11 protein-coding genes are annotated in these 13,344 nt (G+C 32.7%); 7 read left to right on the forward strand and 4 right to left on the reverse strand.

Annotated elements, in window-relative coordinates; translation table 11 throughout:
- Positions 1 to 493 precede the first annotated feature (493 nt).
- From IMX26_RS15345 to IMX26_RS15355, 3 genes are all read left to right on the forward strand, one after another.
- Positions 494 to 1,330 (forward strand): MerR family transcriptional regulator, encoded by an 837-nt coding sequence (locus tag IMX26_RS15345; RefSeq protein ID WP_195159233.1) that lies wholly within the window; start codon positions 494 to 496, stop codon positions 1,328 to 1,330.
- Between the two features lie 373 nt (positions 1,331 to 1,703).
- The gene (uvrA, locus tag IMX26_RS15350; RefSeq protein ID WP_195159234.1) at positions 1,704 to 5,156 is read left to right on the forward strand and encodes an excinuclease ABC subunit UvrA; all 3,453 of its coding nucleotides are present in this window, start codon (positions 1,704 to 1,706) and stop codon (positions 5,154 to 5,156) included.
- Positions 5,157 to 5,168: 12 nt separating this feature from the next.
- A complete protein-coding gene (locus tag IMX26_RS15355; RefSeq protein WP_195159235.1) occupies positions 5,169 to 6,353 on the forward strand; it encodes an MFS transporter in 1,185 nt (394 codons plus the stop codon).
- 367 nt (positions 6,354 to 6,720) lie between these two features.
- Here the strand turns inward: IMX26_RS15355 and IMX26_RS15360 are convergent, their stop codons facing one another.
- Entirely contained in the window at positions 6,721 to 8,103 is a 1,383-nt protein-coding gene (locus tag IMX26_RS15360; RefSeq protein WP_195159236.1) for an aminopeptidase, read from the reverse strand.
- 44 nt (positions 8,104 to 8,147) lie between these two features.
- The gene (locus IMX26_RS15365; RefSeq protein ID WP_195159237.1) at positions 8,148 to 9,392 is read right to left on the reverse strand and encodes an MFS transporter; all 1,245 of its coding nucleotides are present in this window, start codon (positions 9,390 to 9,392) and stop codon (positions 8,148 to 8,150) included.
- 202 nt (positions 9,393 to 9,594) lie between these two features.
- Here IMX26_RS15365 and IMX26_RS15370 point away from each other — a divergent pair, with 202 nt between their 5' ends.
- The 3 genes from IMX26_RS15370 to IMX26_RS15380 are packed head-to-tail and all read left to right on the forward strand — an operon-like array spanning position 9,595 to position 10,848.
- Positions 9,595 to 9,930: a DUF952 domain-containing protein gene (locus IMX26_RS15370; RefSeq protein WP_195159238.1), complete on the forward strand. Its 336-nt coding sequence runs from the start codon at positions 9,595 to 9,597 to the stop codon at positions 9,928 to 9,930.
- Positions 9,931 to 9,943: 13 nt separating this feature from the next.
- Positions 9,944 to 10,435, forward strand: coding sequence for a metallophosphoesterase family protein (locus tag IMX26_RS15375; protein WP_195159239.1), 492 nt, complete (start codon positions 9,944 to 9,946; stop codon positions 10,433 to 10,435).
- Positions 10,436 to 10,446: 11 nt separating this feature from the next.
- Positions 10,447 to 10,848 carry an FMN-binding protein gene (locus tag IMX26_RS15380; protein ID WP_195159240.1) on the forward strand — a complete coding sequence of 134 codons (402 nt, stop codon included), beginning with the start codon at positions 10,447 to 10,449 and terminating at the stop codon, positions 10,846 to 10,848.
- Positions 10,849 to 11,006: 158 nt separating this feature from the next.
- Here IMX26_RS15380 and IMX26_RS15385 read toward each other — a convergent pair whose 3' ends face one another.
- Entirely contained in the window at positions 11,007 to 11,540 is a 534-nt protein-coding gene (locus tag IMX26_RS15385) for an IS110 family transposase (RefSeq protein WP_347707912.1), read from the reverse strand.
- 67 nt (positions 11,541 to 11,607) lie between these two features.
- Positions 11,608 to 12,333 (reverse strand): transposase, encoded by a 726-nt coding sequence (locus IMX26_RS15390; RefSeq protein WP_195159241.1) that lies wholly within the window; start codon positions 12,331 to 12,333, stop codon positions 11,608 to 11,610.
- Between the two features lie 438 nt (positions 12,334 to 12,771).
- On the opposite strand from IMX26_RS15390, the gene IMX26_RS15395 reads away from it, so the two are divergent.
- Positions 12,772 to 13,215: a MarR family transcriptional regulator gene (locus IMX26_RS15395; RefSeq protein ID WP_195159242.1), complete on the forward strand. Its 444-nt coding sequence runs from the start codon at positions 12,772 to 12,774 to the stop codon at positions 13,213 to 13,215.
- Positions 13,216 to 13,344: the final 129 nt, after the last annotated feature.

Genomic DNA, 13,344 nt, shown 5'->3' on the forward strand with positions numbered 1-13,344 from the left:
CAAATAGGGTATTGTTTAACATGGTTTAAGCTAACAACAAGGTAATGAACGGCGCGTTCACTACAATAGTAGGTTTAAAAATGATAGCTTCGTTTTTGCTGTTACCTAAGTATAAAGTAAAAAGTCAGTAGGGAATTACCTCTGTGTAATTCCGTTATGGATAATAGATAACGTGTATTAAAATGGTTTATAAACGATGTCCTAAATATCAAATAGGGCATTGTTTGACATGGTTTAAGTTAATAATAAGATAATGAACGGCACGGAGGCAGTTCACTACAATTGAAATGTGCTGTTACCTAAACATAAAGTAAAAAGTTAGTAGGGAATTACCTCTGTGTAATTCCGTTGTAAATTACTTAAGCAACGTATCTTAATACAGTTATGGTTACTATTCCATATCCTCACACCGTGTTAGAGGCAATAGGTTATTTTCAAACTACTTGAAGTATAATTAAAGTGTATGTATACTGAAAAAAATGGAGGTATATTTATGCTTAATATAGGTAATTTTTCGAAACTAACACATGTTTCAGTTCGTATGTTACGTTACTACGATGAACATGGATTGTTAAAACCTGATCATATAGATAAATATTCTGGCTATCGTATGTATTCTGTTAAGCAGGTACCTGATTTACAGAAAATAGTACTATTACGTGATTTAAATTTTTCTGTTTCTGATATAAGTAAATTGATTAAAAATTGGAATGATAAATTTATTATTGAACAATTAAATAATAAAATTTATGAAACAGAACAGATTATAGAAACAGAAAAAGAAAGAGTTAATAAAATCAAAGCCGCAATAAATGATATACACAAAAATCAAATTGATATGCATTACAATGTTACAATAAAATCTATACCCAAGTATAATATCATTTCATTACGTAGAAAAATTCCAGATTACTTGTATGAGGGAGAATTATGGTGTGAACTGACAGATTTTATAAATAAAGAACATATTAATATTGAAAAACATAGTTATAACAATATCGCAATATATCATGATGAAGGACATATGGATGCTTATGTTGATGTTGAAGTAGCCTTTATTGTAAAAAAACTTTCAAAGAATAGAGATAGTTTTGTATTCAGAGAACTAGAGGGTATTGATAAAATGGCTTGCATGATGGTATATGGCTCTTACGAAAAATTGGCGGTTGCTTACCAGAGCTTTATCTATTGGTTAGATGAACATAGCCAATATAAAATGAAAGGACTAAGCAGACAAATTAGTATAATAGGTGAAGCAAATGCTTCAGATCCAAATAATTACTTGACGGAAATTCAAATTCCAGTACAAATAGTATCACATTTGACCTGACCAAACATGTGTATACAGAACAAGAATGACTCAATTGTAAATACTTTAATTTGACAAACTGGTGCCGCAGTGCAAACGGCACCAGTTTTATTTTAAATTTAGGTACACTCATATCCTGTTGCTCATTCCCTAATTTTTACAATTATTACATCAATAATCATATACATCATATTCCTTTTCTTTCAAAGTCTGCTTTCTGCTTTCCTGTGTAGTTTTGAACATCCTTTCTTATTTTTAAGAGCTAATTTACAATTCTCATACAAATTTTAACCTATACATAATCTTTGCGGTAACAAATAAATAAAATAAAAAAAGTCGCTTTACACTGACACCGTGTGAGGGTTTAATATCAAATTCCGTAGGAGGGATTGAAATGAAAATAAATAGGAATGACTTAAATTATTACGTACAACAAAGTGTAATTACTGATCCCAAGCAGTATGAGAAAGAATTAGATGCTCTTCCAGAAAATCCAGAACAACTTTTAAATATCGTGCAAGGGCTTGTCATACATGGTGCCCTTGGCAAGTTATATGGTTTTAAATTTAGTAAGAAACAATCGGACGAAGAGTTACTTCGTACAGTACCTCAAATGCTAGAAGTTATTTTTAGACTAGATCACCGTTCTTTGAAGGAGGCAAGGGAACCTAAACAACGCCTTGTGGGCATGTGTAGAGACTACGCCTTGCTGCTAATCTCCTTTATGCGCCATAAGAAAATTCCAGCTAGGCTAAGAGTTGGATTTGCCAACTATTTTGATAGTGAGGTAATGTATGAGGATCATTGGGTAGTAGAGTATTATGATATTAAACAAAATCGTTGGATTCGTGTAGATGCACAGATAGATGAGGTTCAAAGGAAATATTATAACATTACCTTTAATACCTCAGATATGGGTGCAAATCGCAACTTTCTTCTTGGAGGAGAGGCATGGATAAAAAGCAGATTAGGTAAACACCACCCCGAAGATTTTGGCTACAATAAAAACTGGAAGGGTTGGTTCTCTGTCAAAGGAAACTTGTTACATGACCTCAATTGTCTGCAGGGATTTGAGTTGCTGCCATGGGATTTATGGACAGAGCTGAGCACTAAAAAATTTAGCCAGCTTTCTCAAAGCGAAAAGCAATTTCTTGACGAAATGGCAGACCTTACTTCAAATTGTAATGCTTCGACTGATGACTTCAAAAATCTATTTGCCCGTTTACCGAATGAATATTTGCAATCAATTCGATCTAAACTCGTTGTTTTAGATGTAATCAGCCGATCAAATATGATTGCCCCCAATTCGTTAAGTGACAAAATTGAAATAGAAGATGTTGAAAAACAGCAGAAATATATTACTTCTGATGTCAAATTAACTACTGCAAATCAAATACTTCTGAGAGGAGGTCGACAAAACAACCTTAAAGATATTAATGTTGATATTCCTAAATCAAAGCTAACAGTAGTTACCGGAGTTAGCGGAAGCGGCAAATCCTCACTGGCTTTTGACACAATCTATGCGGAGGGAAAGCGACGTTATCTTGATAATTTATCGAGTGCCGCGAGAATGCAGGATCAGACCGAAAAACCAGAATTTGACTCTTTACAAGGTCTTACTCCTACTATCGCAATCGAACAAAAAAAGGGCAGTCAAAATCCACGTTCTACAGTCGGTACATTAACAAGTATTCTTGATTATTTAAGGATGCTATATGTAGCAATAGGTATTTCACATTGTCCTTATTGTGGAAAACCTTTAGTGAAAAAAAATAAAAATAAGAATATTTGTTCAAATTGTAATCTTCTTTTCCCAAGCCTCACTACATCCTCATTTAATCCTAATACCCATAGTGGAGCCTGCCATGAATGTAATGGTATTGGATTTAAATACGAAATAAATCCTGATGCAATTATAATAAATGACGAGTTATCTGTTTTAGACGGAGCTACTCACTGGTGGGGAGTTTTGAGAGGAAAGAAACTTACTGGCAACTGGTGTGTAGGTGAACTATATGCAGTTGCAGAGTATATGAAAGTAGATTTAAATCTACCGTGGAAAAATATGCCGCAAGACTTTAAAAAAGCCATACTATATGGAACAGGTGATAAAATTCATAACTTCACCTACAATTCTCGTGGTAGAGAAACTGTTATTTCAAGACCCGCGTCAGGAGCATTTTCTCATATTCTTCGTCTCTTTAGAGAATCAAAATCAGCTAACAATACTTACAAGCAATATATGAAGGAAATCCCATGTACTACTTGTAAACAAGAACTACTTTGCACAGAAGCTCGATATACAACGATATTAGGATGGCGGCTGCCTGAGTTAACAAAAATGCCTATAGCTCAACTATACAATTGGTTTACTACCATGGTAAATAATTTACCTGAAACCCAAAAAGAAAAAACAAAGGATATTTTTCCAGAAATTAAAAATAGAATTACAAATTTAATACAGGTTGGACTATCTTATTTAACTCTAGACAGAACGGCACCCTCTCTATCCGGTGGTGAGCTTCAAAGGGTTCGTCTTTCCTGCCAGTTAGGCAGTGACCTTGTGGGATTAACCTATATTCTGGATGAACCATCCATAGGACTACACCCTAGAGATCATCATTTAATGATAGACACCATTAAAAAACTTCGTGATAAGGGGAACACCGTTATAGTTGTTGAACATGATAAAGATACAATGCTTGTAGCAGATTATATAATTGATGTGGGTCCTGGTGCTGGGATTCATGGGGGCGAAATTGTTGCAGCTGGCACTGTGAATGATATCATTAATAATCCTTTGTCTCTAACTGGAAAATATCTAAAAAACGATAAACTTCAACCATTACCAGAGTTGCAAAAACCTGAGAAATGGCTTACTCTATCAGGCTGTACGGCGAATAATCTAAAAAATATAACGATTGACTTCCCTCTACACAAAATGTGTTGTACTACAGGAGTGAGCGGTTCTGGGAAAAGCACGCTAGTGTTTGATACGCTTATTCCTGCCTTAGATGAAGCCATAAATAAGAAACGCCTAATAAATCGAAATTTTGAACAACTAAAATGTTTCGAAGAAATTGATGGTTTTGTTCATATGGATCAAAGCCCTATTGGCAAATCAACTCGCTCTACACCAGTAACATATATTGGAGCATTTAATGAAATACGCAAAGTATTTGCTTCATTACAGGATTCTAAGAAGCTTGGCTTAACTGAAAAACACTTTAGTTTCAACTCTAAAGAGGGACAGTGTGCAACCTGTGAGGGACATGGGCAGATTAAAGTAGCTTTTCAATACATGGCTGATTATTATGTTACCTGCCCAGATTGCAAAGGAAGACGATATAAAAATCAAGTACTACAAATAACCTACAAAAATAAGAACATTGCAGATATTTTAAACATGGATGTATCGCAAGCTACAATATTTTGGAAAGATAAAGCGGAAATTTACAATAAGCTGTTAGTATTAGAAGAGGTAGGTTTGTCTTATATTAAATTAGGTCAAAACACAACAACCCTTAGTGGTGGTGAGTCACAGCGATTAAAACTGGCAAAGGAACTGAGTCGCAGACAAAAGAAGCATATGCTTTATATTCTGGATGAGCCCTCAACTGGTCTGCATTTTAATGATATTGAAAAACTAATTACTATCTTTAAGAAGCTGGTTTCTTCTAATCACACGGTACTAATCATTGAACATAACACAGATATTATCAGAGAATCGGATTGGATTATTGAAATAGGACCAGAGGGTGGTAATCATGGTGGAACTGTAGTTGCAACTGGTACACCAAATAATCTTCGAAATAACAGCAGAAGCATTACTGGCAAATACATTTAAAGAGGATGAAATATGCTAAAAACAAAAATCAATAATTGGCATTTTAAATTATTTGCCTATATGACGAGCCAAGGAATATCTTTACTTGGCTCCACTATCGTTTCCTTTGCAGTTATGTGGTATGTTACCTTAAAAACAGGCTCACCAATTGCAGTTACAGTAGTCACAATCACTACCTATTTACCTCAAGCACTAGTTATGTTATTTGGAGGTGTTTTGGCAGATCGCTATTCACCTAAGAAAATTATAATGATAGCAGATTCCGCCATTGCCATGTCTACACTTGTTTTAGCTGTGCTTTTTTTGAATGGAATTGATAACATTGGCTGGATATATCTATTTAACTGCTTACGATCCTTCGGCTGTGGATTTCAGATGCCTGCGATTAAAAGCATGTTACCACTCATCGTTCCTGAAAAAGAATTGATGCGAGCAAACAGTATATACACAAGTATTTGGTGTGTTATTCAGCTTATTTCACCTGGTTTAAGCGGTGTCATTATGAGTTTTATGTCAATGTCTGGAATATTCTTTATTGACGTGATTACTGCTGTAATTGGAGTTTTCCTGCTCTCAACCATATCTATGCCAGCACAAGAACGCAGTGAGTACAAATATAAGCCAGTAGAGGATTTAAAATTGGGAATACGCTATATCTTATCCAATCGTTCGTTGAAAAACAGTATTCTTTTCTACAGTATTTTTTCTGTTTTGGTTGTTCCAGCTTCACAACTAATTCCACTTTTAGCTTCGCAAAAATTTGGAGATGAAATTTGGATATTGAGTATAATCGAAACAGCTTTTTCAATTGGTGCACTACTAATCAGTCTCTTTTTATCCTACAAGACATTGTCAATTGCACCTTTCAAACTAATAGGTTTTTCTGCAATGTTATTCGGTTTAGTGATGATACTTCTGATTCCAAGCAAAAATTTCATTCTATTCGTTATGCTTATGTTTGTTATGGGAATAGGAAGCCCATTATATTACACTCCATTAACAACACATATTCAAGAAATTACGGAGGAAGCATATCTTGGACGCACCTTTTCGTTCGTGGATTTATTTTCCTCATTAGCTACACCTTTTGGAATGATAATATTGGGTCCAATTTCAAAAATAAGTATTGCTTTACCATTTGTAATTCCGGGCATTCTATTAGTTTTACTCGGACTAAAATCAAAAAAAATAGCATAAAGCCTCAATAAAAGGTATTATTAAAAACAAAATGCTACAAATTTATAAAGTACACTCTTAGTGAGTGTGCTTTTTCATATTTTCATAAAGCTATAAAATAAAAATAACCTACAAGAAACTAAAGCAAGTTTAACTATTTCAGTGCAAGATTAAAGTTAGAATATGAAACTTAGATAAAGTAAGAAGAAGCATAAAAATGTGCTATTGGAAACAATGGAAAAAGAGCAAACTTTACACAAAACCTAGATAGGCTTGGTACTCCCAAGGATAACCTCCGTATATTGAATAGTACATACAAGAGCATCATCCAGTAAATTAAAAAAAACATACCCGACTGCCCGTAAATAATACTAAAATTAACTAAGCATTATTTCATTTCACCAATATCTAAAAATACAGGAATCTTATCTTTGATATTACCATCTAAGTAAGTGTTGCAGCCTAAACCTAAGGTAACAGAGTTGGGTTTAATAGAGTTAAAATAACCATTGCCAGTTACGTTAGGATTAAAACCTATACTAATGCTACCGGCATATAAGCCGCACTTTTGTTGTAAAGCATTAATTAAATCTGCCACATTTTCGTTTGCTTTAAACTCAGTTATCTCTCCATCTTTAATAGTTATATTTATATTAGTAATAACTGTTCCTCTAAAAAGATATTTGGCAACAACTACCTGGCCATTTATACTCGATTCAATTGGTGCAAAGCTAATTTTACCACCAGGTAAAAATAAATTAGTGTCAAAATCTTCTTTTAAATTGCTAGTAAGCTGACCGTTATTAAGTAATATAGCTCTTTTATTACAAAGCTCAAATTCAATAAAGCTATTATTAGCACCTTTAAGTTTTACCTTTTTTTGAGCCTTAAGCGTGTGTATTAAACTAGTACCCAAGGTATTAAGCTCATTTAAGGGGCAATTTAGTGCTTTCCAAAAACTATCATGAACTTGAGCATAGTTTAAACCTAACTCATTTGCCCACTGTTTATTAGGAAAATCTATAACAATACTTCTAAGCCCCTTATGCGAACTATTAATAGCCTTTATCATACCTGTTTTCCAAGCGTTAAGTTTATGTTTATCTGCTTGAGCAAACAAACTTCTGCCTGTTAAAGTACCAATAGTAATCCAATAATCAACATTTTTATATAACATACTGCTAAATGCAGGCTCTTTTTCTAAAATATCAATATCTACATTTTGAACCTCATTATAATATTGCTCAAAAGTAATGTATCGCATTATGGCTTCAGCACCGGTTTTGCGGCACTCTAAAGCTAAGGCTTTAAGTAACTCTTGATGTGATTCATTTCCCTCAATTAAAACCTTAGCATTTTTTCCAATAAACAAACTGTCTTTAATAATAACCTTTGCTAAATCCAATAAACTCATATTTAGTAGCTCATTACGTCTGTGTTGTAACACATTATTCTCAACTGCAGATAACGCTGTATTAGTAAGCTCGGTATTTTCACCAATGGAGTGTCCTATAAAAAATGTTTTCGCTACTGTTCTATAGAACTTCTCAACAATACCATTTTTAATGGCAGAATCTACTTGCTCAATAAGCTCACTTTTAAGCAAAGCCATAACATGGTAGTGAACCTTAGCATGAACCATATTAAGCTCATGTGCTAACTCATTAACACTGGCTTGTTTTTGGGTTAGAATATGTAATATTGTAACTCTTGTGGGGTGAGCCAAGGCCTTAAAAGCCAAGGGATCTTCAAGTGACATCCACTCTTTCATAAATAACACCCTTTCCTGTACAATATTAATTTTACCATAATAGCTTAGTCTACGTTAGCCACTATCTTATTTTCTGTTTTAGCTTGGGGTTCATTTAACAGCTTAAAGGAGGGTATAAACCTTGCAAAAAAAGCAATACTCATCATAAGTAAACCCATTAAACCCATGGTATTAGCGGTACCTAATTTTTTGGCAATTATACCACATAAAGATAAACCTAAAAGTGAACAGACTTTTATTAAGGAGCTATAAACACTCATAACCCTACCTCTAACATTTGCATTGGTATTATCTATTAATAAAGATGATAAAGGAATATCCATTAAGCCATCTGAGCTTCCTATAACAAAGGCCCAAATATACATTACAGCTACCCCAGGTTTTGTAAACATAAAACAAGACACCATGCCCGATAAAAGCATAGAGTTAACAATAACACTGCCTCGTTTAATTTTTTTACTAAAATAACCTACCAGTAAACTAGCAAGCAATAAACCAGTAGCTAACATGCTTTGTATAAAACCAAAATGAGTAGGACTAGCCTTTAAAACATTATTAATATAATCAATAAATAAAACAGAGTAGCCGCCTGCTATTAACAAAATCAAACCCGAAAAGCTCAGCAAAAAAAGCAACTGCTTACTGCCCTTAATATACTGTAAACCACTTTTAAAACCTGATAAATAACTCTCTTTAACACTACTCTTAACACGCTGAGGTATAGTAGTTAATAATAAAATAAAAGCAGATATTACAAACGTTAAACTATCAATAATGAAGGCGAGTTCAACTCCTAAACATGCTACTATAATACCGCCTAAAGCTGGACCAGCTAAAGCCAAAGCGTGATAGGTACTGGTTGTTAAACTTTGGGCAGACATAAATTGTTCTTTACCAACAATATCTGGGGTAAGTGACATGCGTGCAGGGGTATAAAAACAGCCTGCTAAACCAATAAAAAAGCTACACAAATATATAATGGCTAAATTAGGAGCATAAACAATACCCATAATTAGCATAGCACGTGCTATATCACTAGCAATCAAAATTAGCTTTCTGCTAGCCCTATCTATAATTACCCCTGCAAAAGGACCAACAAAAATAATAGGAATAATTTGAATAGCCATAATCGTACTTACCGCTGTTACTGACTTAGTTTTATTTGTAATTAAAATAATTAAAGCAATTTTTACAATGGCATCACCAAAATTAGATATTGCCTGTGCTAGCCACATCCGCATAAAAACCTTGTTTTTCATTACTGCCTTAAAATCACCTAATAACTTCAAAAAAAAACACCTCCACAGTTATCATACACAAGTATTTACCTAACGTCAAATTTAAATTTGACGTTAGGTAAATACTTGGTGTTGATATAAAATAACTAAATAGCTTTATGTATTGTAAATAAAAGCAGTTTAGTGATAAAATTTAATTAACAATATATTTACATTAACAAAACTAACTCAATTTGAGATTTAGGAGATAAAAATGTTATTACATATAACTTCAAAAAAACAATGGCAGAATGCTAAAAGTGTTGGTAAATACATTGCAGATAGCTTAAAAACAGAGGGATTTATTCATTGCTCGTTACGTAATCAACTTATTAGGGTAGCCAACTATAACTTTAAAAACCAAAAGGGTTTAGTATTATTAGTGATAGACGAAACTATGCTTAAAAGTGAAGTAAAATATGAGGACCTATATAATTTAGGTGAAAAATACCCTCATATATATGGACCAGTTAACCTTACCTCTGTAATAGCTACTCATGATTTTTCACCAAATGTAGACGGTAACTTTAAATTACCAAAATATGTTTAAGGAGCAACAGATAATGTTAGTTGGCTTAATATCAGATACCCATTGTCGATGGTTTACTAAAATACCCAATCCAGTAATAAAGAGCTTCGAAAAAGTCGACTTGATTATCCATGCGGGAGACATTGGTGATTTATCTTATTTAGCTGCTTTAGCAGAAATAGCGCCTGTTGAGGCAGTAGCAGGAAACAATGATACCGAAACAGTGGCAGAAATTTTAGAGAATCACAAAATAATAACAGTAGCAAATAAAAAAATTGGTATAACCCATGGTCATTTAGGTAAAGGTGCAACAACCCCTAAACGAGCCTATAATACTTTTGCTGATAAGCAAGTAGATATTATAGTTTTTGGTCATTCCCATATTCCATTTGCAGAAGTAATAGATAATGTATTGTTAGTTAATCCTGGCTCTGTTTCACGACCAAGATCAAAAGACCGTAAACCTACTGTAGCATTACTAAAGATAGAAAATAACAAAATAGAATATAAACATATAAAATTATAACGGAGATATAAATGAAAAAGAAAATACTACTTATTTTAATAATAATACTTGCAGTAATTTGGTTAAGTTATACTTTATTAAATATGGGTTTAGATGAACTGCAAAACCTTCAGCTTGAGAAAATAGATTTATCAACTATAGAAAACGGTTTATATCATGGGCAATGTAAAATTGGTAGATGGAGAAATAAAGTAGTTTTAAGAGTTTATCAAGGTAAAATAGTTGAAATAACCTTTTCTAAAGACCAGTTAATAAAAAACGATGATGTAAGAAATGAAATGATAAAACGATTACAAGAGCAAGATCAATTGCCAGTAGATGCAGTGGCAGGAGCAACTGTAACATCTAATGCTTATATGAAAGCTGTAGAGGATGCCCTTAAACATGGAGTTAGGTTACCCCCTAAGTTTTAGTAAGTGAAAAGTAAGGAATATATCACTGCAATAGCTATTTTATAAATCGTAGTCCAGCTAGCATTAGTCAATAAGAAATAAAAAAAATAAGAGTAGGTATAAGAGTACACTTAATAAGGCTTCCGAAAAAGCCGAACAATAAAAAATGAAGTATAGTATTAGGCAGCTAAGATATTTTTCTTAGAATTGTTTTCAACAAACATCCTTTTATGAATTTTAGGGTCTCTAACAACATAAGGATTTCTATTCTTAAGAACAGAAAAAACATATCTAAGTAACTTATTCATAACAGCAACAACGCGAACTTTCTTTTTCTTATGCTTTAATTGCTCATGGTAATAATGATGAAGAGTAGAGTTTACAGGTTTTTGGTTAGGGCTTTTTCTAATACAGTGTAGAGCAAAAGAATATAATACCTTTCTACCAATAGAAGTACCTCTTTTAGACATCTTATTTTTGTCACCTTTAAACTTACCAGATTCATTAACACTAGGATCAACACCAAAAAAGGCAACTAATTGCTGTGGTTTAGAAAAATTATCAATAGAGCCTATAGCCGAAAGTAAGGTAATAGCAGTCATTGAACCTAGACCTTTAAAAGAAGATAATAGGTCTAAATCCTCATGGAATTTAGCTCCAAAATCAGCATCATTAATATAAACATTAATTTCAGCATAAAGATCATCAATCAGTTCAGTATGGAACTTATAACTAGCAAGAAAACGTGTAACCTTACGAGCAAAAAAATTGAGTTAATGCCTAAAAAAGAGCCTCATTAGCTATTTGAAGTAGTTCTAGATACTTTTTGTTAGACCATTCTAAGCCACATTTTGCAGTTGTTCTTAGTAAATGAATTACATCATCTTGCACTGCATCAATAAAACTTTGAGGAGTAGGATAGTTTTCAAAAAAAGCGAGAGCTGTCTTAGAACATATATTAGAGAAAGCTTTCTTTAACCCAGGGTAATAAACATTCAAGGAATTAGAAAACTCTTTTTTAACATTAGCCCTATCATCTATCCGGTTATAATATTCTCTAACTAAAAATTTAAGGTGCAAAAAATCTTCTGGAATATCCATTGAAGTTTTAACATTGTCGAATTTACCAAGCTTTGCAAGAGAAAGAGAGTCTCTTTTATCATTTTTCACTTTTCTAATATTAAAATTCCTGTTAGAATTAGATATCAGAGGATTTATCACAGATATATCCTTCTGGTTTTTTCTAAGGAAATGAAGAAGAGTTAAGTGATATATTCCCGTGCTTTCACAAAATAACTTGGGACTATCACCAAACTCTTCTTCTATTTTATTAATAAGATTTACAAGCTTGGTTAGTCCATCAAGATTATGATGAAACTTCAAATTTTTTTTATAAATATCTCCATTAGGAGATAGAATTGTAACAACTGAGAAGTTTGCAGCAACATCAATTCCAGCAACAGGTACGTTATAATAATTAGCCATAGTAAGTTCCTTTCTATCCAAAATGAGAGTAATATTGTGAGTCATTAACCTTGTTCGTTACCCGAATAGTTCTCTTGCTTATGATCAAGAGAAATTCAACCAGCTAAACCAATGAAACTCACATAATTACAGACTACGTCACGAATATAAACTCTTAAGAGTCATTCAAGGGGCGTACGTATATCTCTCATAGCATTATGTTACTATGAATTTAGAGTAAGGTTAAGTGGTTGAACTTCTATTCAATCACAAACAATACTTCTGAATACCTAACTATTATTCGTTTTAATCCTTATTCATTTTTTATATCTTAATTATACAAGGGGCGGCTTTTGGGCGTCATACGTAAATCCTTATATTATCTTAAATAGGATTGTTACTGATAAAGCAATAAATAGAAATGTATTTTAAATTTATTGAATAGTTGACTACGATGTATACATGGTATACAATGTGTTTATGAAAAAACGTAAAGTTATTGAAAGATTTATGACTCTTACTGAAAAGTTGGCTAATAATACTAACAAATCAAATTACTTTGGAACAGATGTAGAGATATTTAGAACTGAAATTCATGTAATTAACTTAATCGGTGATAATAACAATATTCATCTTTCTGAATTAGCTCGAAAATTTTCAGTTACAAGAGGTGCTATTTCAGCCACGATTAAAAGGCTTGTTAAAAAGGGATTAGTAAAAAAAGTATTGGATAATCAAAATCAAACAAGAATATTAGTTAGTTTAACTGAAAAAGGTGTAATAGCATATAATAGTCATGAAAAATACCATAATGAATATGATAGTGATATGTTTACATATATTAATGAATTAAACGAAGATGAGTTGGAGATTTTAAATACGTTTTTAAAAAAAGCAAATAAGATGGCGGACAGACATTTATAAAGTCCGTTATTTTTTTGCCAGAAATGTATACCATGTATACATTATGAGTAATCTATTTTTTTCAATACCTTATGTAGATTTTTAGATATTGTCAGTATATTAAGGTAACGATTTGTAAAAACAAATCGT

This window comes from Clostridium sp. 'deep sea', assembly GCF_014931565.1.
Taxonomy (GTDB): domain Bacteria; phylum Bacillota; class UBA994; order PWPR01; family PWPR01.

Coding starts and splice junctions, on each gene's coding strand:
- IMX26_RS15345 (WP_195159233.1), top strand. CDS start 494: ATGCTTAATATAGGTAATTTTTCGAAACTAACACATGTTTCAGTTCGT.
- uvrA (WP_195159234.1), top strand. CDS start 1,704: ATGAAAATAAATAGGAATGACTTAAATTATTACGTACAACAAAGTGTA.
- IMX26_RS15355 (WP_195159235.1), top strand. CDS start 5,169: ATGCTAAAAACAAAAATCAATAATTGGCATTTTAAATTATTTGCCTAT.
- IMX26_RS15360 (WP_195159236.1), bottom strand. CDS start 8,103: ATGAAAGAGTGGATGTCACTTGAAGATCCCTTGGCTTTTAAGGCCTTG.
- IMX26_RS15370 (WP_195159238.1), top strand. CDS start 9,595: ATGTTATTACATATAACTTCAAAAAAACAATGGCAGAATGCTAAAAGT.
- IMX26_RS15375 (WP_195159239.1), top strand. CDS start 9,944: ATGTTAGTTGGCTTAATATCAGATACCCATTGTCGATGGTTTACTAAA.
- IMX26_RS15380 (WP_195159240.1), top strand. CDS start 10,447: ATGAAAAAGAAAATACTACTTATTTTAATAATAATACTTGCAGTAATT.
- IMX26_RS15395 (WP_195159242.1), top strand. CDS start 12,772: ATGAAAAAACGTAAAGTTATTGAAAGATTTATGACTCTTACTGAAAAG.